Annotated in this window: 20 protein-coding genes; all 20 read left to right on the top strand. The window is 54.5% G+C overall.

The window, feature by feature from the left end; genetic code table 11:
• The first annotated feature begins 159 nt into the window (after positions 1–159).
• Entirely contained in the window at positions 160–1,632 is a 1,473-nt protein-coding gene (locus KI809_RS20475) for a flagellar hook protein FlgE (protein WP_246559263.1), read from the top strand.
• A 271-nt stretch (positions 1,633–1,903) separates the two neighbouring features.
• Positions 1,904–2,428, top strand: coding sequence for a flagellar basal body-associated FliL family protein (locus tag KI809_RS06545; RefSeq protein WP_214170735.1), 525 nt, complete (start codon positions 1,904–1,906; stop codon positions 2,426–2,428).
• A gap of 16 nt (positions 2,429–2,444) precedes the next feature.
• On the top strand, positions 2,445–3,425 hold the full coding sequence (gene fliM / locus KI809_RS06540; RefSeq protein ID WP_214170734.1) for a flagellar motor switch protein FliM: 981 nt from the start codon (positions 2,445–2,447) through the stop codon (positions 3,423–3,425).
• A 1-nt stretch (position 3,426) separates the two neighbouring features.
• Positions 3,427–3,735 (top strand): flagellar motor switch protein FliN, encoded by a 309-nt coding sequence (gene fliN, locus KI809_RS06535; RefSeq protein ID WP_214170733.1) that lies wholly within the window; start codon positions 3,427–3,429, stop codon positions 3,733–3,735.
• Positions 3,732–4,220: a flagellar biosynthetic protein FliO gene (gene fliO, locus KI809_RS06530; RefSeq protein ID WP_337833285.1), complete on the top strand. Its 489-nt coding sequence runs from the start codon at positions 3,732–3,734 to the stop codon at positions 4,218–4,220. The genes fliN and fliO overlap by 4 nt, the downstream gene beginning before the upstream one ends.
• Positions 4,221–4,231: 11 nt before the next feature.
• A complete protein-coding gene (gene fliP / locus KI809_RS06525) occupies positions 4,232–4,969 on the top strand; it encodes a flagellar type III secretion system pore protein FliP (protein WP_246559290.1) in 738 nt (245 codons plus the stop codon).
• A 12-nt stretch (positions 4,970–4,981) separates the two neighbouring features.
• Positions 4,982–5,251, top strand: coding sequence for a flagellar biosynthesis protein FliQ (gene fliQ, locus KI809_RS06520; protein WP_214170731.1), 270 nt, complete (start codon positions 4,982–4,984; stop codon positions 5,249–5,251).
• A gap of 2 nt (positions 5,252–5,253) precedes the next feature.
• Positions 5,254–6,039 (top strand): flagellar biosynthetic protein FliR, encoded by a 786-nt coding sequence (gene fliR / locus KI809_RS06515; protein ID WP_337833284.1) that lies wholly within the window; start codon positions 5,254–5,256, stop codon positions 6,037–6,039.
• A gap of 9 nt (positions 6,040–6,048) precedes the next feature.
• Positions 6,049–7,113 carry a flagellar biosynthesis protein FlhB gene (gene flhB / locus KI809_RS06510; protein ID WP_214170730.1) on the top strand — a complete coding sequence of 355 codons (1,065 nt, stop codon included), beginning with the start codon at positions 6,049–6,051 and terminating at the stop codon, positions 7,111–7,113.
• Between the two features lie 338 nt (positions 7,114–7,451).
• Entirely contained in the window at positions 7,452–9,539 is a 2,088-nt protein-coding gene (gene flhA, locus KI809_RS06505; protein WP_214170729.1) for a flagellar biosynthesis protein FlhA, read from the top strand.
• A complete protein-coding gene (gene flhF, locus KI809_RS06500; protein WP_214170728.1) occupies positions 9,529–10,863 on the top strand; it encodes a flagellar biosynthesis GTPase FlhF in 1,335 nt (444 codons plus the stop codon). Before flhA ends, flhF begins: the two co-directional genes overlap by 11 nt.
• Position 10,864: 1 nt before the next feature.
• Positions 10,865–11,800 (top strand): MinD/ParA family protein, encoded by a 936-nt coding sequence (locus KI809_RS06495; RefSeq protein WP_214170727.1) that lies wholly within the window; start codon positions 10,865–10,867, stop codon positions 11,798–11,800.
• Positions 11,797–12,549 (top strand): FliA/WhiG family RNA polymerase sigma factor, encoded by a 753-nt coding sequence (locus KI809_RS06490; protein ID WP_214170726.1) that lies wholly within the window; start codon positions 11,797–11,799, stop codon positions 12,547–12,549. Before KI809_RS06495 ends, KI809_RS06490 begins: the two co-directional genes overlap by 4 nt.
• 17 nt (positions 12,550–12,566) lie before the next feature.
• Positions 12,567–13,322 carry a flagellar basal-body rod protein FlgF gene (gene flgF / locus KI809_RS06485; protein ID WP_214170725.1) on the top strand — a complete coding sequence of 252 codons (756 nt, stop codon included), beginning with the start codon at positions 12,567–12,569 and terminating at the stop codon, positions 13,320–13,322.
• Positions 13,323–13,334: 12 nt separating this feature from the next.
• Positions 13,335–14,123: a flagellar basal-body rod protein FlgG gene (gene flgG, locus KI809_RS06480; RefSeq protein WP_214170724.1), complete on the top strand. Its 789-nt coding sequence runs from the start codon at positions 13,335–13,337 to the stop codon at positions 14,121–14,123.
• A gap of 14 nt (positions 14,124–14,137) precedes the next feature.
• Positions 14,138–14,857 (top strand): flagellar basal body P-ring formation chaperone FlgA, encoded by a 720-nt coding sequence (gene flgA / locus KI809_RS06475; protein WP_214170723.1) that lies wholly within the window; start codon positions 14,138–14,140, stop codon positions 14,855–14,857.
• Positions 14,858–14,881: 24 nt separating this feature from the next.
• Positions 14,882–15,553, top strand: coding sequence for a flagellar basal body L-ring protein FlgH (locus KI809_RS06470; RefSeq protein ID WP_214170722.1), 672 nt, complete (start codon positions 14,882–14,884; stop codon positions 15,551–15,553).
• A gap of 57 nt (positions 15,554–15,610) precedes the next feature.
• Positions 15,611–16,705: a flagellar basal body P-ring protein FlgI gene (locus KI809_RS06465; RefSeq protein WP_214171051.1), complete on the top strand. Its 1,095-nt coding sequence runs from the start codon at positions 15,611–15,613 to the stop codon at positions 16,703–16,705.
• Between the two features lie 12 nt (positions 16,706–16,717).
• Positions 16,718–17,086, top strand: a complete 369-nt coding sequence (locus tag KI809_RS06460; protein ID WP_214170721.1) for a rod-binding protein — start codon at positions 16,718–16,720, stop codon at positions 17,084–17,086.
• A gap of 21 nt (positions 17,087–17,107) precedes the next feature.
• A complete protein-coding gene (locus KI809_RS06455; RefSeq protein WP_214170720.1) occupies positions 17,108–17,605 on the top strand; it encodes a flagellar protein FlgN in 498 nt (165 codons plus the stop codon).

Below are 17,605 nucleotides of genomic sequence, written 5' to 3'. Positions count from 1 at the left end.
GCCGACCGACTGACGCGTTTCACACAAAAAGGAGGCAGTAATGAGTATAACATCCGCAATGTTTACCGGTATCAGCGGCCTCAACGCCAATGGCGAGGCCATATCCGTCCTTGGCAATAACATCTCCAACTCAACACCATCGGCTTCAAGAACGCCAGAATGCTGTTCTCGGATGTCCTGTCATCCAGCATCGGCAACAACTCCCAGATCGGCCGCGGCGTCCAGATCCAGGCCGTGCAGAACAACTTCAGCCAGGGTTCTTTTGAGAATACCGAGAATGTCACCGACCTGGCGATCCAGGGCGATTCATTCTTTATCGTCAAGAATCCCGGAGAAGCGCAGCGCTACACCCGCGCCGGTGCTTTCAGCTTTAACAACAGCAACATTCTGGTCAATCCTGACGGCATGGAAGTAATGGGGTATGGGATCAACCAGACAACCGGCCTTAACAACGGAGTTCTCGGCAATGTAGATCTTACCAACTTTTCCACGCTTTCTCCCAAGATGACCTCAACGCTGAACATCCGGCTGAACCTGGACTCGACGAAAACCATCCCGGGAGGCGTTTCTTCGGCCCTTACAATGGCTGGTAACCTTGATTCAGGTGCAGCGGTTGCCGCAACCGTTGGGCCTCTGGCAACGACCATTACCGACAATTCCGGAATTACCCGAAACGCCTCACTTACCTTCACCAAAACCGGAGCAACAACCTGGAGCTGGTCGGCAGACGTTACCGGCGCCACCCCGGCAACCGGATCGGCAACCGGGACCATCGACACTGCTGCCCTTGCGAATCAAACCGCCAATATCACCATAAACGGGGCGTCGCAAGCGATAACCTTCGGTTTCAGCGGTCTTACCGGCAATGCCGCAGCATCCACTGCTGCGGTTTCCGCCACTACGACAACGCCGGTTACGGCCTTCAGCACCACCGACCCGGTCGGTACCTCCAACTTCTCCAACAGCATGACGGTCTACGATTCGCAGGGCAACCCGCATGCAGTTACCACCTACTACCGCAAGACCGGCGTCAACGCCTGGGACTGGCATGCCAACGTTCAGGGTGGCACCCCGGCCTGGGTCGACGGTACCATGACCTTCAGCACGGCTGGGATCCTGACTGCCCAAACCCCGGCTGCCACCACACCCCAGAACATCACCTTCGCCGGGGTAACCAATCCGCAGCCGCTGCTCTTTGATTTTGGCGTGAATTCCTCGACCCAGGCTGCCAGTGCTTCTATTATCAACTCGCAGATTCAGGACGGTTACTACCAGGGGAGCCTGGCCAAAATCCAGGTTGATCAGAAGGGGTACGTGGTTGGCGTTTATTCCAACGGCCAGTCGCAGAAGCTTGCCCAGGTGGCCCTGGCCCGCTTTGCCTCAACCAACGGCCTGTCCAAGGTTGGGGGCACACTATTCGAGGAGACCCTTGCCTCGGGTCAGGCAATGATCTCTGATGCCAGTTCTCCAGGAGTGGGGAAAGTGCTCTCCAACTCGCTTGAGCAGAGCAACGTGGACATGGCTGCCCAGTTTGTCAAACTGATCCAGGCCCAACGGGCGTTCTCGGCAAACTCGAAGACCATTACCACTGCCGATGAAATGACCCAGGAACTGCTGAACCTCAAGCGCTAACTTATCATGTCAGAGACCTGGCAGGTTTTGCTAACCTGTCGGGTCTCTGAAGTCAAATTACTGACTTAAGCCATTCAAAATCCCTGGAGTTTCGGGATTCACTCCCTTTATATTTATTCCCTTTAATTCCCTAAAAGGCAGCGCTTTGCAGTTATCAGGCGTTTTTTGGCGGCCAATTTTCTGACTTTGGCCAGAGAATCCGCTCTGGCACCCCAGTTGCAATGGGGAGCGGGTGTGAAGAAACTTGTGATGCGGAGAGGGAGGGCCGTAAATGGCAGCCAAAGACGAACAGGTAAAGGACGAGCAGGCTTCCGGCAGCAAAAAAAAGCTATTCATCATAATCGGCGCTGCCGTTGCGGCAGTAGTAGTCATTGTTGTCGTGCTCATGATGACCATGGGTGGCGGCAAGAAAGAAGGTGGCGCAGAGAAAAAGGCTGAAGCCAAGAGCGAGGGTGGCCATGGCGGGGGCCATGGCGGAGAGGCCGGCAAGGCCGCAGTGACGGTATTCCCGCTTGAGCCGTTCATCGTGAACATATATGATGGCCAGGAGGTGCGCTACCTCAAGGTGAAGGTTGAGTTTGAAATGTCTGCCCCAGAGGTAAAGGCTGAAGTTGAGGCGCGACAAGCGCCGCTCCGCGATGCCATTCTGGTGCTTCTCACCACCAAGACGCTTCAGGAGGTTCAGGACCTGCAAGGCAAGAACCAGCTTCGCGAGGAGATCCTGACCTCTGTCAACAAGATACTACCACCGGGAAAGATCACCAAAGTGTACTTTACGGATTTTGTGGTTCAGTAGGAATAAGGAATAACCTATGGAGAACATCCTAACCAAGGAAGAGATAGAAGCCCTTCTTTCGGCTGTCTTCGAGGGGAAGATCGACCCGGAAAAGGAGCTGGCAAAGGAGAGTGGGGGGGTCAGCAACTATAACCTCTTCAGTTCTGACTCTTCCAAGGGGTTCATTCCGAACCTGGACATCATATATGACAACTTCATTCGCTACTACCGGGCGAGTCTCTCCAACCGCTTGCGCAAGTTGGTCGAGATCAAGAAGGGTGGGGCCAGAGCCTTCAAATTTGACGACTTTCTGCAGACCCTGCCGTCACCGGTATGCATGGCTATTTTCAAGATCGACCCGTTAAAGGGTGCGGCCATGATTGCCTTTGATACCACCATGGTGTTTGCCGTGGTTGACGCAATTCTTGGTGGGACCGGTACTCCGAAAATTCCGGAGAACAACCGGACCTTCACCTCCATCGAACTGCGCCTCATCGAGAAGGTAGTCAAGGACATGCTGACCGATATGGAGAAGGCCTGGGCGCCGCTTCATGCGACAAACATGAGCCTGATCAAGATTGAGTCAAACCCCCGTATGGTCAGCATTGTCCCGCCGGAATACATGGTGATAACCATGAGCCTGCAGGTACAGATCGAAGAGACAGTAGGGAATCTGACCTTCGCTGTGCCGTACATGACGATCGACCCGATCCGTGACAAGCTCAAAGCGGGCGCACAATTCACCATGATGGCCGTTGATCCGCACTGGTCGATTCGCCTTTCCGAGGAGTTGCTGGAGGCTCCTCTTGAAGTGTCGGTGCAGATGGGGACCGCCAGTATCACACTTTCGGATCTGCTGGGGATGAAACCCGGCGATACGGTCATGCTCGACGATTCCCGAAGCGGCAGCGAGATCCAGATCAGTATCGGGGGGATCCCGAAATTCATGGGAATGCCCGGTGTTCGCGGCGGTAACAAGGCAGTGCAGGTGACCAGTATGAAACAAAGAGGGGGATAGCGTGCCGGATAATGTTGATGTGGAAGAAGTAAAAAGCGCGGCCCAGGAAAAAAAGAGCCTGGATTTCATCCTGGATATACCTCTCCAACTTACTGTTGAACTGGGGAGAACTAAGCTGCTGGTCAAGGATGTGCTTGAGTTGAACCAGGGGTCTGTGGTGGAGCTGGGCAAGCTGGCCGGGGAGCCGCTGGATGTATTTGTCAACTCCAAGCTGGTGGCGCGGGGTGAAGCAGTAGTAATAAATGAGAAATTCGGCATCCGGCTTGTTGACATCGTAAGCCCCAACGAGAGGGTGGAGAAGGTGCTGTGAGATTAATTCCCTCGGCCCTCATTTTTCCTGCATTCGCAGGAGAGGCACTGGCCCAGGGGCAGTCAACGCTGGAGGGGCCGTCTCTACTCTGGAGCATGTTGCAGACTCTCGCAGCCCTTGCGGTAGTCATCGGCTTGATCCTGCTTTTTTACTATGTAAGCAACCGTTGGCTCAGGGGGGGGCTGGCAAATGGCAATCCCCAAAAATATATTCGGATCATTGAGACACGTTTTCTGGCACCTAAAAAATCTCTGCTGCTGGTAGAGGTCGGTGGCGAATATCTGCTTCTTGCCAGTTCAGGAGAGGGTTTGCAGTTCATCAAACAGATCGACATGCTCGAAGAGATCGAAATCATCGATTCGCCAATGCTCGGCAAAATAGTTCCAGAAAATCTCCAGAACAAAATCATTGACCTGATGTCGAGGCGGCCAAAAGAAGCTGCCGTGGCAACACCGACGCGGGCAGCCGGCGGTAGTACGAAGTGAAGCTGCGTACCCTGGCAATAGTCATTCTCTGTCTCGGGTTTGCCGGTTCTGCCTTGTGTGCGCCGGAACCGCTGGCCATCCCATCGGTCAGCGTCGGCCTCGGCAAGGCCACCAAGCCCGGCGATGTGGCGGTAGTGCTACAGATCTTCTTCCTGATGACAGTCCTTTCGCTTGCGCCGGGGATCCTCATCATGACAACCTCATTTACCCGGATTGTCGTGGTGCTCTCCTTCCTGCGCAACGCTCTGGGCACTCAGCAGGCGCCGTCGAATCAGATCATTATCGGGCTGGCCCTGTTTCTTACCTTTTTTGTCATGTCGCCGGTCTGGCAGCAAATCAACCGAGATGCCCTGCAACCGTACAAGTCCCAGACCATCAGCCAGGAAGAGGCAGTGAAACGGGCGATTGCTCCGGTTCGCAAGTTCATGTTTTCGCAGGCACGGGAGAATGATATCGCCCTGTTTGTCAATATTTCTAAGATGCCGCGCCCGAAAAACGCAGATGATATCCCGACGCTGACGCTGATCCCGGCGTTTATGATCTCGGAACTGAGGACTGCCTTTCAGATAGGATTCCTGATCTATATCCCGTTTCTGGTGGTAGACATGGTGGTTGCATCAGTGCTCATGTCCATGGGGATGATGATGCTCCCGCCGGTCATGATTTCGCTGCCGTTCAAGATTCTGCTCTTTGTGCTGGTGGACGGCTGGAGCCTGATCGTCGGGTCTTTGGTGAAGAGCTTTGGATAGGAGAAGATACGCATGACCCCGGAGCTGGTAGTGCAACTTGCTCGTCGCGCCTTTGAAACAACGCTGCTGCTGTCGGCGCCGCTCTTGATTTTCAGCCTGGTGGTCGGCCTGCTGATCAGCATTTTTCAGGCAGTAACCTCTATCAACGAGGTAACCCTGACCTTTGTGCCGAAGATTGTTGCGGTAATGGTTGCCATGATAATCTTTTTTCCCTGGATGATGAGTTACCTGTCTGATTTTACCCGAGAGATCTATTCCCTTATCGCTACCATGAGACATTAAGCGTGTTGTCGCCGCTTTCCTTCGCATCTCTTGGCGAATTCTCTTTTTTCACCCTGGTGATGGGGCGGGTTGCCGGGATCTTTGCCGCTACCCCGATGTTTGGCGGCAAGGCCGTCCCGATGCGGGTCAAGGCCGGCCTTTCTCTGGTCATGACCATGGTCCTGTTCCCGGTCATCAGGACGACCCTCCCGGAACTGCCCACTGATTCTGTTTCCCTGATATTACTGGTGATCCGCGAAACAATGATCGGCATCACCCTTGGCCTTTTATCCCAGGCGATCTTCGCTGCCGTTGAGTTTTGCGGTCAACTCCTGGGCATCCAGATTGGTTTTGCCATGGTTAACCTCTTTGACCCGAGCATGGGGGGGCAGCTCTCCATCATCGCCGTCTTTCAGACAATCCTTGCCACGCTGCTGTTCATGGCGCTCGGTGTGCATCACTTTTTCATCCGGTCGATTGTGGAGAGTTACCAGTTGCTGCCGCTTGGCGGCTGGCACATGAGCGGACCGCTGCTGCAGTTTATCACCGGCACGGTGACCGGGATGTTTGTCCTAGGAATAAAGCTTGCCGCTCCGGTCATGGTGTCACTGATGGCTGCTACCGTGGTGCTGGGGATCATGGCTCGCATCTTTCCGCAAATGAACGTATTCATCATCAGCATGCCGCTTAACATCGGGGTCGGGTTCCTGATCCTCGGCACCTCTCTCATGGTTTTCATGCATACCCTGGAAGGGGCCTTCGGCCAACTCACCCGGCAGATAAAGGTGCTGTTCAAGGTTCTCTCCTAGGCGGCGGTCATGTCGGATCAAGACAAACATTCCAAAACCGAAGAACCTACCAGTAAAAGGCTCTCGGAAGCCCGGGAAAAAGGAAATATCCCCCGGAGCCGAGAGCTTTCCTCCTCGCTTACCCTCCTTGCCGGAATCGTTACCTTGTATGTAACCAGCGGGCTCATGCTGGGAACCCTCAAGAGCCTGACTGCCGATGTTTTCGGTGGCATGGGCACTTATCAAATAACTCATGCCGGCATCCAGGCGCTCATGGTTAAAATGGCGGGGAATGCCCTGCTTTCGCTGGCCCCGTTCTTTATCGTCATGATACTGGTCGGTGTTGCGGTGAATTTCGGTCAGGGCGGGATTGTGTTCACCCTCGACAAACTGGAATTCAACCTTGATAAGCTGAACCCCTTGAAGGGGGTGTCAAAGATCTTTAATAAGGACGGTGTCTTTGAAGGGGTAAAATCCCTGGTGAAAATATTCATTGCCGGGTATGTCGGGTTCAAGATCCTCAAGGAAGAAGTGACTGCTCTCTCATACCTTGTGGAGAAGGACATCCCCGGGATTATGGAGTTTATCGGCAGGCTGTCGTTCAAATTGGTGCTCCATATTTCTGGCGTGATGTTGATCTTGGGGATTCTGGACCTTCTGTTTGTAAAGTGGCGACACATAGAAAACCTGAAGATGACCAAGCAGGAGGTGCGCGACGAGCACAAAAATACGGAAGGCGACCCGCACGTTAAGGCAAAGATCCGCCAGCAAAGAATGATGATGTATAAAAGAAGGTTGCGCACCACCATTCCCAAGGCGGATGTCGTCATCACCAACCCGACCCATTATGCCGTGGCGCTCAAGTACGACAAGACTGAAATGGCTGCGCCGGTGGTTTTGGCAAAGGGGATGGACTATCTGGCGCTACGTATTAAGGAGATTGCTAAGGAAAACAGGGTAATGCTGGTGGAGAACCGCTTCCTGGCCAGGGAGCTCTATGCCCAGGTCAAGGAGGGGGAGGAGATTCCGGAGGCTCTTTACGCAGCTGTTGCTGAAGTGCTTGCCTATGTCTACAGTATCAAGGGTAAAATATAGTTGCCGCTGGCAACGCAAGTCTAAGACCGGTATTTAGCACCCTGTCTCAACGCGCGAATGACCTGTTTAGCTTGGGCCACAGCCAGTCATTGACGTTTTGCATTACGTTTTCATTGTCAGTCAAAACATTGACCCCGCTTCATTCAAAATGCCGTCGCCACTCTGCAGACGCATCCCGCACCATCATTCGAAAGAACTGGCCTCGCTAGCTAGAACGTCACCCCTAGAGCCCTCAGAGCCTAAAAAGAACAGATGTCTAGTGGCGGAAGTCACTGGCACACCGGTTGCACCTAGTGTGTCTGCATCTGTATAACTTTAGTGTCATCGGGATTTTACAAATGGCTCAAACGTCTGCTCCCGCTGTTCAACTTGCAGCTATAAAATCAAATTCTGATGTGTATTTGGCGTTGGCAGTCATCGGTGTTCTTGCCTTGATGATCATTCCGCTGCCGCCGTTCATGCTCGATATTTTTCTCGCGGCCAACATCACAACCGGTCTGGCAATTCTGCTTGTTGCTTTGTACATCCAGCAACCCCTTGAGTTTTCAGTTTTCCCCTCTCTCCTATTGATCACGACACTTTTTCGACTGGCGCTCAACATTGCCTCCACCCGTTTGATTCTGCTGCACGGCAGCGAAGGGGCAGAGTCGGCAGGTGCAGTCATCAAGGCGTTCGGCCAGTTTGTTGTCGGTGGTAACTATGTTGTCGGCGCCGTTATCTTCCTGATTCTGGTCATCATCAACTTCGTCGTCATCACCAAGGGTGCCGGACGTGTTGCCGAAGTTGCCGCCAGGTTTACCCTCGATGCCATGCCCGGCAAGCAGATGGCCATTGACGCCGACCTGGGGAGCGGGCTGATTAATGAGCAGGAAGCTAAAGCCCGTCGCATCAAGCTGGGGCGCGAAGCGGATTTTTACGGTTCGATGGACGGTGCCAGCAAGTTCGTCAGGGGGGATGCCGTCGCCGGGGTCCTGATCATTCTGGTGAATATTATCGGCGGCTTCATCATTGGCGTCTGGCAGCAAGGGATGGCGCTTGCCGATGCCCTTTCCAATTACACCCTGCTTACTATCGGCGAAGGGTTGGTCGCCCAGATCCCGGCACTGGTAATCTCAACCGCTGCTGCCATGATTGTGACCCGCTCCGCTGACGAGAACAACTTTGGCCATGAGATGACCGGCCAGATGATGCTGTACCCGAAAGCGTTTTATATTACCTCGGGGGTCATGTTCGGGTTGGCTTTGGTGCCGGGGTTGCCTCATTTTGCCTTTTTCCTGCTGTCGGGCGTGGCCTACCTTGCCGGTAAGCTCGGCAGCACTCATGCTGCTGAAGTCATAGAAGAGGCAGAGATCGCAGATCTTCGCGCTCCTGAAGAGGCTGTTGATCAAAGCGGAGCCATCAGGCCGCTCGACATGCTTGAACTGGAAGTCGGCTACAGCCTGGTCCCTCTCGTCGACGCTGCCCAGGAAGGGGAGCTGCTCGAAAGAATCCGATCGATCCGCAAACAGTTTGCCCAGAAAATGGGATTTGTGGTGCCGCCGATTCATATCCACGACAACCTGCAGTTAAAGCCGAACGAATACGCCATTCTGATCAGGGGTGCCAAGGTCGGTGGTGGCGAGCTTGCTGGTCAGTTTCTGGCAATGGATACCGGTGGTTCCACCGGTGGTGTTGAGGGGCTGAGGACAACCGAGCCGGTCTTTGGCCTGCCTTCGGTATGGATCAAGGGTGCTGAGCGGGAACGTGCCCAGCAGCAGGGTTACACGGTCGTCGACAATACCACGATCATTGCCACCCATATCAGCGAAATCATCAAGAAGCATTCGAGCGAACTGGTTGGGCGTCAGGAACTGCAGCAACTTCTGGACAATCTTGCTGCGACTTATCCCAAGGTTATTGAGGAGCTGGTCCCGAACCTGCTTAACCTGGGGACCGTGCTGCGGGTGATCAAGAACCTGCTCAAAGAGAATGTCTCGGTACGGGATCTGAGAACGATCCTGGAGACGCTGGCCGACTACGCTTCGGTGACCAAGGACCCGGATATTCTTACTGAATTTGTGCGACAGGGGCTGGGGCGCTACATTGTGGAGCAATACAAGCGCGAAGACGATGTGCTCTTTCTGGTGACCCTGGATCGGGATGTTGAAGAGGTTATCGCCGAATCGGTCCAGGTCACCGAGCAGGGGAGCTATCTGGCGATAGAGCCAGGAGTGGCGCAGAGGGTGATCAACAGTATCCGCAACCTTCTGGAGAAGTTCGAGCAGTCGGGTACATCGCCGGTTTTGATCGCTTCGCCCAATATCCGTCGCCATGTGAAGTTCCTGACCGACCGGTTCATTCCAAATCTTGCAGTACTTTCCCATAACGAAATTCCGCCCCACATAAAAATTCAATCTTTTGGAGTGGTGAGCATCGATGCTAGTTAAAACATTCAAGGCTACAGACATGTCCGAGGCCCTGAGGATGGTTAAGGCCGAGATGGGCTCTGACGCGATGATCCTCTCTTCGCGCAAGGAACGGAGAAAAGGGATTCTGGGAATTTTCTCCAAACCGTTTTTTGAGGTGACCGCGGCGATTGATCCGCGGCCGGCGCCAAAACCGGTCCCTGCCCCGCGTGAGAAGGAAGAGCGAGAGCTTACGACGAAAGAGGAGTTCCAGAAGTCGATGCTCGGACCTTTGGCGCGGGAACTCCGCGATCTTCGCGAGAAGGTTGAAAAGCTCTCGACCCGGGAGAATCCGCCGCCGGTGCCATTCAAGGCCGAGGTGACCGCGCCGAAATCCGGTGGAGACAACGGCACCGGCAACATTGCCAGGACCATCCCCAAAGAGGATATGGAGGAGCTGAAACAGTACCTCTTGAATGCCATCAAGGTTAAAGAAAAGCCTGACGTGGTGCCCGCGGCATTTCCCCAGCACAAGGCCGAGCCGGAGGATGTGAAGATTCTGGATTCGGAACTGCAGGGCGTCGAGCGGGTCCTTGCCAGGCTTTCTGGTGAGTTGCGCGAGGCCGGTATAGAAAAGGACGCCGTTGGGCCGCTGCTGGAGCATGTCCGCCCCATGGCGGAAATTACCGATGATCAGAAAGAGTTGAAGCTCTCTCTAATCGATGCCTTCTCCAGCGTCATTAAAACTGCCGGTCCGCTTCGGATGAAAAAGAACGGTCCGCGAATCATCGCCCTGGTCGGCCCCACCGGTGTGGGCAAGACCACTACCACAGCCAAGCTTGCAGCAATGTATGCCATGCACAAGGGCGCCAAGGTTGCCCTCGTCACCACCGACAATTTCAGGGTCGGGGCGTTCGAACAGCTCAAGACTTATTCCAAGATCATGGGGGTGCCGCTGGAGATCGCTGTCACCTCTCAGGATCTGGCAAAGGCGACTGAAACCCACGCCGACAAGGATCTGATCATCATCGACACTGCAGGTAGAAGCCCCAAGGACCATGGTCGCCTGGATGAATTGAAGGCACTGTTGGATTCCGGGCTCGACATTGAAATGCATCTCTGTCTTTCAGCAACAACCAGAGACAAGGAACTGGCCGACGCTATCACCAACTTCAGCGTGCTGCCGATTTCAAGCCTGCTTTTTACCAAGCTTGACGAAGCGGAGAATCTTGGGAGTATCGTGAATACCCATCATCGGTGCAAGCTGCCGCTTTCCTATTTTACCAACGGCCAAATGGTGCCTGAGGATATTGTGGTGGCGACCCCGCGTAAACTGGCTAATCTCGTCATGAAGGAGAATGCGTAAAATGAACATGATGAGCGGCCATCAAGATCAGGCAGATTCATTAAGGCAGTTGGTGCGGTCCATGGACAACACCAAGCGGGTACAGCATCAGGCAAAGGTAGATGGTGCAGGGCGCGGTGTCAGGGTCATCTCAGTTACCAGCGGCAAGGGGGGGGTCGGCAAGAGCAACGTAGTTGCCAATCTCGCCATAGCGCTTTCCCAACAGGGCAAACGGGTGCTGATTATTGATGCCGACCTTGGTGTGGGCAACATTGATGTCCTGCTCGGGCTCTCTCCGCATTTCACCCTGAACCACGTCCTTTCCGGCGAGAAGCGGCTCAAGGAGATCATCATGACCGGCCCGGCGGGGATCAAGCTTGTTCCTGCCGGTTCCGGCGTTCAGGAATACACCAGCCTCGGCTACTGCGAGCGGATGCGGATCCTGGAGGAGCTGGACGAACTGGAAGAGGAGTTCGATGTCGTTATCATCGACACCGAGGCTGGAATTTCCGAAAACGTGACTTACTTCAATACTGCGGCCCAGGAGATAGTCGTTGTGGTCTCACCGGAACCGACTTCCATCACCGACGTCTATGCCCTGATCAAGCTCCTTGCCACAAGGTACGACGAACGAAGATTCAAGGTGTTGGTCAACATGGTGCGGGACACCAGGGACGCTCTGCTGGTGTTCTCCCGTCTGTCCCATGTCACCAGCCGTTTCCTTGACATCTCACTGGATTACATCGGTTGCATCTTGTGGGATGACAAGCTGGTCGATTCGGTGAGAAGCCAGAAAGCGGTCATAGATCTGTTCCCGGAGTCAAAATCGGCCCGGTGTTTTTCCAAGCTGGCCAAGCATATGAGTGAACATGTCACTGCCGCGCGCATGAAAGGGAACATCCAGTTCCTTTTCCGGCGAAACTTCGCGCAGAAATCTTACAATATGGATACCGTATGAATTGCCTGCTGAAGGCATACGAAGAGGAGGCGCAACGGGCAACCATTCCCAACAGGGATGAACTGATCGTTGCTCACCTGCCGCTTGTCAAATTCCTGGTCGGCAAGATTGCCGCTCAATTGCCGCATCATCTTGATCGTGAAGACCTGATGAGCGCTGCCGTGATCGGGCTCATCACTGCTGCCGAGCGGTTTGATCCGACCCGCGGCGTTCAGTTCAAGACCTTTGTTGAGCAGCGGATCCGCGGGACAATCATGGATGAACTCCGTTCCCAGGATTGGTTGACCCGGTCTCTGCGAGAGAAATTCAAGCGGCTGGAACGCGAGTTTGCCGTGCTGGAGCAAAAGCTTGGCCGGAACCCGACCAGCGAGGAAGTTGCCTCTGCCATGGAGATGGATCTGCAGGAGTACTTCCAGCTGCTGGAAGAGGTCCATTTCCTGTCGGTGGTCAGCCTCGACGATTCCTGGGAAGATGAAGAGGGGAGTCCGTTCGGCCTGCTGGATGTGCTTGAGGACGAACGAGTTGTCAGTCCGCAGAACCAGTTGATGGCGCGGCAGATGGTAGATGGTCTTTCCGAGGCAATCGAAGGGCTGCCTGAGAAAGAAAGGATTGTAGTTACCCTTTATTATTTTGAAGAGCTGAATCTCAAAGAGATCGGCGCCGTTCTGAGCCTCACCGAGTCGCGCATCTGCCAGCTGCACAGCCAGGCGATCATGCGGCTACGGACCAAGATGAAGACGTTCCGGTAACAAAGGAAAGGAAGCGTATGAACAGCGGATTGTATGCCGCCCTCAGCGGCAGTATTAACTCGATGAAGCGCTTGGATATCATCTCCAACAATATCGCCAACGCCAACACTCCCGGCTTCAAAAAAGACCGGCTTGCCTTTGAGTCGCAACTCAAGCAGGCAAGCGAATCCGCCGTGAATCCGCCTGCCGGTGGGGATGCAACACCGGTATTCTCCGGTGACCGGTTTTATACCGATTTTTCAACAGGGACGATCCAGCAGACTGGCAATGTCCTTGACATCGCCATTGAAGGGGACGGTTTCTTTGCTGTCACCACCCCCAATGGCCCGGCATACACCAGGCAGGGAAATTTCCGGATGGATGTTTCCGGGCGGCTTGTGACAGCAGACGGCAATGCGCTTTCCCCGGAAGTGGTGATCCCCAACAACGCCACCCAGATAACTATCGGCAGTGATGGGACTGTTTCAGCTTATCTCCCGGGAGAAACCACTCCGGTGACCGTCGGGACATTGCAGGTGGTTGATTTCCCCCAGCCGTATGCGCTGCAGAAGGTAGGGAGCGCACTGTTTGTGCCGGCAGACCCGCAGGTGGCACCGGAGCCCGCCACTAATGCCGTAATCAGCCAGGGGGCACTGGAAGGCGCCAATGTCAGCACCATCTCGGAAATGGTCATGCTGATTGAAAATTCACGATACTTTGAGGCCTGCACCAAGGTGGTGAAGAGCTTTGATGATATGACAGCAAAGGCCGCAAACGACCTGGGTAAAGTTTAAGGAGGTTTTTTTATGATACGCGCACTGTGGACAGCAGCATCAGGCATGCAGGCCCAGCAGACCAATATCGATGTGGTTGCCAACAACCTCGCCAACGTGAATACGGCCGGCTTCAAGAAGAGCCGGGCGGATTTCCAGGATCTCATGTACCAGAACCTCAAAACAACCGGGGCTCCTTCGACCAATACCACCCAGATCCCCTCTGGTATCCAGATCGGCCTCGGCACCAAGGTGGCGGCAGTAACCAAGCTGTTTACCCCTGGCAATGTCAACCAGACCGGCAATGAGCTCGACATCGCCATCGAAGGAGAAGGGTTCTTCCAGGTGCAGATGCCGGACGGCTCTACTGCTTACACCCGCTCAGGCACATGGAAAAAGGACAGTCAGGGTCGGGTTGTTACCTCGGATGGCTATCCGATGACGCCGGAGATTGTTGTCCCTAACAATGCCACCCAGATTACGATCGGTAACGACGGGACAGTATCGGTCATGCAGTCCGGCCAGAACACCCCGACCAATGTCGGCACCATCCAGCTGGCAACGTTTTCCAATCCAACCGGGCTGTCAAGCTTGGGGAAAAACCTCTTTGTGAACACTGACGCCTCAGGTGCGGCCACAACCGGGACCGCCGGGCAGAACGGCGTCGGTACCCTTGCCCAGGGGTTCCTTGAGATGAGCAATGTCAGCGTCATGGAAGAGATGGTCCAGATGATCATTGGCCAGCGCGCCTATGAAACCAATTCCAAGGCGGTCCAGGCTGCTGATGAGATGCTGCAGCAGGCCAACAACCTCAAACGGTAGCTCAGGCGAATCTGATGCGTAACTTGCTGCTCGTCATAATGCTCGCTGTTTCTCTCGTCTCGGTGCAGTCGCGTTTTGGCGATAGCGCCGAGGTTCAGCTGATCAAGGAGCAGGAGATCCGCCGGGTCATCGGTGAGTTTGTCAAAAGCCGTACCGACAGCCTCGCTGTGGAGGCGAACATCAAGAAAATCGGCTACAAAGGCGACCTGACTCTCCCCGCTGGTCAGGTTGACTATGAAGTAAAGGCCCCTCAGCAGTGGGAAGGTTGGGGGAGTGCCAGTCTTGCAGTCATTGTCAGGGTTGACGGGAGGGTCTTGAAAAACATCCCGGTACGGGTCGAGGTCGAGGCCCTGACCGATATGGTGGTCACGACCCGGCAGATGGAGCAGGGGGAAATAATCGGTAATTCGGATGTGGCCGTGCAAAAAAGGGATCTTGCCGCTGCCGGTAACAAGATCTGCCGGAGTATCGCCGATGTCGTGGGGAAACGGCTCAAGAGCTCGCTTCGGGGGAATGTTCCTTTGAGGAGCGATCAGCTAGAGAAGCTCCCCTTGATCAAATCCGGTCAGGTCGTGACGATACTGCTGGAAAATGAGCTTATCCGCGTTACTGCAACCGGTCGCGCCAAAGGAGCCGGTGCTGCCGGTGACTCGGTCATAGTGCAGAACCTTGCTTCCCAGAAAGATATCCAGGCGCGGGTCGTTGATTCAGCTACGGTAAAGGTGGAGTTTTAGCCGAATATGCCAAGAAAGTTTTTTATGAAATTGCTGCTTATTCTCATGGGGATGTTCCTGGCTGCCTGTACGCACCAGACCGCAGGAATAAAGACCCCAGCATTTGACGAGCAGTTGACCCAGCCGAAGGCCAGCTATGCCAATGGTTCGATCTGGCAGGCCTCTTCCGGCGGTTTTGCCGAGGATATAAAGGCGCGGAGAAAGGGTGACACGCTGACCATCCTCATTACCGAGACCGCCAGTGCCAGCAAAGAAGCGAGTACCGGCACCAGTCGCGGGTCGAGCATTTCAGCAGGCATTCCCAACATGCTCGGTCTTGAAACCAATATGACTGGCATCAGCAAGTGGATGGATCTGGCCAACCTGATCAACGCGAGCGCCAGCTCCAAATTTGATGGCGCCGGATCGACAACGCGGAAGGAAAACCTTTCGGCTACCATCACTGCCAAGGTTATAGAACTGCTGCCAAACGGCAACCTGGAGATAGAGGGGCGGCGGAACGTAAAGGTCAACAACGAAGACCAGGTGATCCTGGTTGAGGGCACGGTCCGGCCCCGGGATATCAGTGCCGACAATGTTATAAACTCCAGCTACATTGCGGATGCCCGGATTACCTACGGCGGCAAGGGTATTATCAGTGATCGTCAGAGCCCGGGGTGGTTGATGAACTTTATTGACAAGGTTTGGCCGTTTTAGGGAGGTGAGCGCTTAAGGGGAATGCTGATGATATGCATCTCGTCCGGCGCTGACACTATGATCAGAAAAACCATTCTAATAATGATGCTTTGTCTCCTCATTCCTGCTGCTGCCCATGCAATCAGGATCAAGGACATTGCTGCGTTTGACGGCGTTCGTGACAACCAGTTGATCGGTTACGGTCTGGTAGTCGGCTTGAACGGTACCGGTGACGGCAACCAGACCAAGTTCCAGGTGCAGTCGCTGGTCAATATGCTGGAAAAAATGGGTGTTACCATCAATCGTGCGGACGTGACCGTGAAAAACGTCGCTGCTGTGATGGTGACTGCTACCTTGCCGCCGTTCGCCAAGCAGGGATCAAAGATCGATGCGCTGGTGTCGTCGATGGGTGATGCCAAGAGCATCGCCGGCGGCACGCTGCTGATGACCCCGCTCAAGGGTGCTGACAACCAGGTATATGCCGTTGCCCAGGGGGGAGTGATAACCAACTCGTTCTCCTATGGTGGTCAGGCGGCGTCAGCCCAGAAAAACCACCCAACAGCCGGCAGGATTTCTGACGGAGCGCTGGTAGAGCGCGAGTTGCCCAATGCTCTTGCCGACAAATCAATGTTGCGCCTTAACCTTTTTAAGGCGGATTTTACAACGGCAGCAAGAATAACCGCGTCGGTAAACGATAAGTTTAAAGCCCAGGTCGCCTCCAGCAGTGATGCCGGGTCAATAATCGTGACCATCCCTCCGGGGTACCAGGGGCGCACCGTCGAGTTTGTGGCCGAGCTTGAGCGGCTTGAGGTCCGGCCTGACACCGTTGCCAAGGTGGTACTCAATGAACGGACCGGCACGATTGTCATTGGTGAAAATGTTCGTATTTCGTCGATTGCTGTTTCCCACGGCAATTTGACGCTGCTGATCCGGGAGACACCGCAGGTGTCGCAGCCGGGCCCTCTCAGCGGAGGCGAAACCAGGACTGTTCCCAGGACTGAGGTCAAGGTTAAGGAAGAGACCGGCGGCTTGGCGATTGTCCGTGAAGGAGCGAGCATCGGTGATGTGGTACGGGCGCTCAATGCTTTGGGGGTCACCCCGCGGGATCTTATTGGCATCATGCAGGCGATAAAGGCAGCTGGTGCGTTGCAAGCAGAACTTTCCATAATCTAAGAGGGAAACAGCATGGAGATAAAAACGGTTCCTCTTGATATAGCAGCAACAACGGCACAGAACCAGCGTACAACCGGTAAGAAGGCTGCTGGCGTGGAGCCTGACGCAAAGACCCGTGCCTCTGCGAAAAAAGTGGCTACTGAGTTCGAGGCCATGTTTGCGGGGATGATGCTGAAGTCGATGCGTTCCTCTCTCTCGCCGAACAAACTTACCGGCGGAGGGCATGGTGAGGAGGTTTTCCAGTCCATGCTTGATCAGGAATATGCATCGGCTATTGCCAAGCAGGGAAGCCTGGGAATCGGCAGTACCATTGAAAAGCAGCTGCTCGAAGATGCGCGGCGCCAGGGTGCCGCCAGACGCAATGCAAGCGGCAAACCTTAGTTAATAGAGAGGAAAACAGAGATGCCAAGCTGTCTGCCTCAATTGGTAACGTCCCTTAACAGCAAGCTTGACGGCATGCAGAAGCTGTTTCTGCTGCTTAAGGATGAGCAGAAAAGCATCATTGAAGTTGATCTCGCAAGCCTTGAGACTCTGGAGTCCCGCAAGCGCGATCTGCTGGGTGCTATGGAGCGCGGCAATGCCGAGTACCGGTTGCTGCTACGGGATGCTGCCAGGGAGCTCAAGCTGGAAAAGGCTGAAAGCCTGTCACCATTGATCCAGAAGAGCCCGGCACCGTTTAGAGAGACCCTGAGCAAGCTGCAGTCGTCACTCCTGGAAACCGGCGACTCCCTGAACAAGGTGCTCGACCTGAATCGCGATCTGCTGGAGGCATCGCTCAAGCATGTAAGGGAGAATATGGCTTTTTTTGACGCCATCATGAACAGGAGAAAGACCTATGGTGATGCAGGAACCATGGTCATGAATGGCAGCAAGTCCAGGCTGGTCTGCAAGGAGATCTGA

It is taken from the genome of Geoanaerobacter pelophilus (genome assembly GCF_018476885.1).
GTDB lineage: Bacteria > Desulfobacterota > Desulfuromonadia > Geobacterales > DSM-12255 > Geoanaerobacter > Geoanaerobacter pelophilus.
This window is presented reverse-complemented; position numbering and strand designations above follow the sequence as displayed.

What these genes read in the sequence shown, in the direction of transcription:
- KI809_RS20475 (WP_246559263.1), top strand. Translation starts at nt 160, where the DNA reads ATGCTGTTCTCGGATGTCCTGTCATCCAGCATCGGCAACAACTCCCAG.
- KI809_RS06545 (WP_214170735.1), top strand. Translation starts at nt 1,904, where the DNA reads ATGGCAGCCAAAGACGAACAGGTAAAGGACGAGCAGGCTTCCGGCAGC.
- fliM (WP_214170734.1), top strand. Translation starts at nt 2,445, where the DNA reads ATGGAGAACATCCTAACCAAGGAAGAGATAGAAGCCCTTCTTTCGGCT.
- fliQ (WP_214170731.1), top strand. Translation starts at nt 4,982, where the DNA reads ATGACCCCGGAGCTGGTAGTGCAACTTGCTCGTCGCGCCTTTGAAACA.
- flhB (WP_214170730.1), top strand. Translation starts at nt 6,049, where the DNA reads ATGTCGGATCAAGACAAACATTCCAAAACCGAAGAACCTACCAGTAAA.
- flhA (WP_214170729.1), top strand. Translation starts at nt 7,452, where the DNA reads ATGGCTCAAACGTCTGCTCCCGCTGTTCAACTTGCAGCTATAAAATCA.
- flhF (WP_214170728.1), top strand. Translation starts at nt 9,529, where the DNA reads ATGCTAGTTAAAACATTCAAGGCTACAGACATGTCCGAGGCCCTGAGG.
- KI809_RS06495 (WP_214170727.1), top strand. Translation starts at nt 10,865, where the DNA reads ATGAACATGATGAGCGGCCATCAAGATCAGGCAGATTCATTAAGGCAG.
- KI809_RS06490 (WP_214170726.1), top strand. Translation starts at nt 11,797, where the DNA reads ATGAATTGCCTGCTGAAGGCATACGAAGAGGAGGCGCAACGGGCAACC.
- flgF (WP_214170725.1), top strand. Translation starts at nt 12,567, where the DNA reads ATGAACAGCGGATTGTATGCCGCCCTCAGCGGCAGTATTAACTCGATG.
- flgG (WP_214170724.1), top strand. Translation starts at nt 13,335, where the DNA reads ATGATACGCGCACTGTGGACAGCAGCATCAGGCATGCAGGCCCAGCAG.
- flgA (WP_214170723.1), top strand. Translation starts at nt 14,138, where the DNA reads ATGCGTAACTTGCTGCTCGTCATAATGCTCGCTGTTTCTCTCGTCTCG.
- KI809_RS06470 (WP_214170722.1), top strand. Translation starts at nt 14,882, where the DNA reads ATGAAATTGCTGCTTATTCTCATGGGGATGTTCCTGGCTGCCTGTACG.
- KI809_RS06465 (WP_214171051.1), top strand. Translation starts at nt 15,611, where the DNA reads ATGATCAGAAAAACCATTCTAATAATGATGCTTTGTCTCCTCATTCCT.
- KI809_RS06460 (WP_214170721.1), top strand. Translation starts at nt 16,718, where the DNA reads ATGGAGATAAAAACGGTTCCTCTTGATATAGCAGCAACAACGGCACAG.
- KI809_RS06455 (WP_214170720.1), top strand. Translation starts at nt 17,108, where the DNA reads ATGCCAAGCTGTCTGCCTCAATTGGTAACGTCCCTTAACAGCAAGCTT.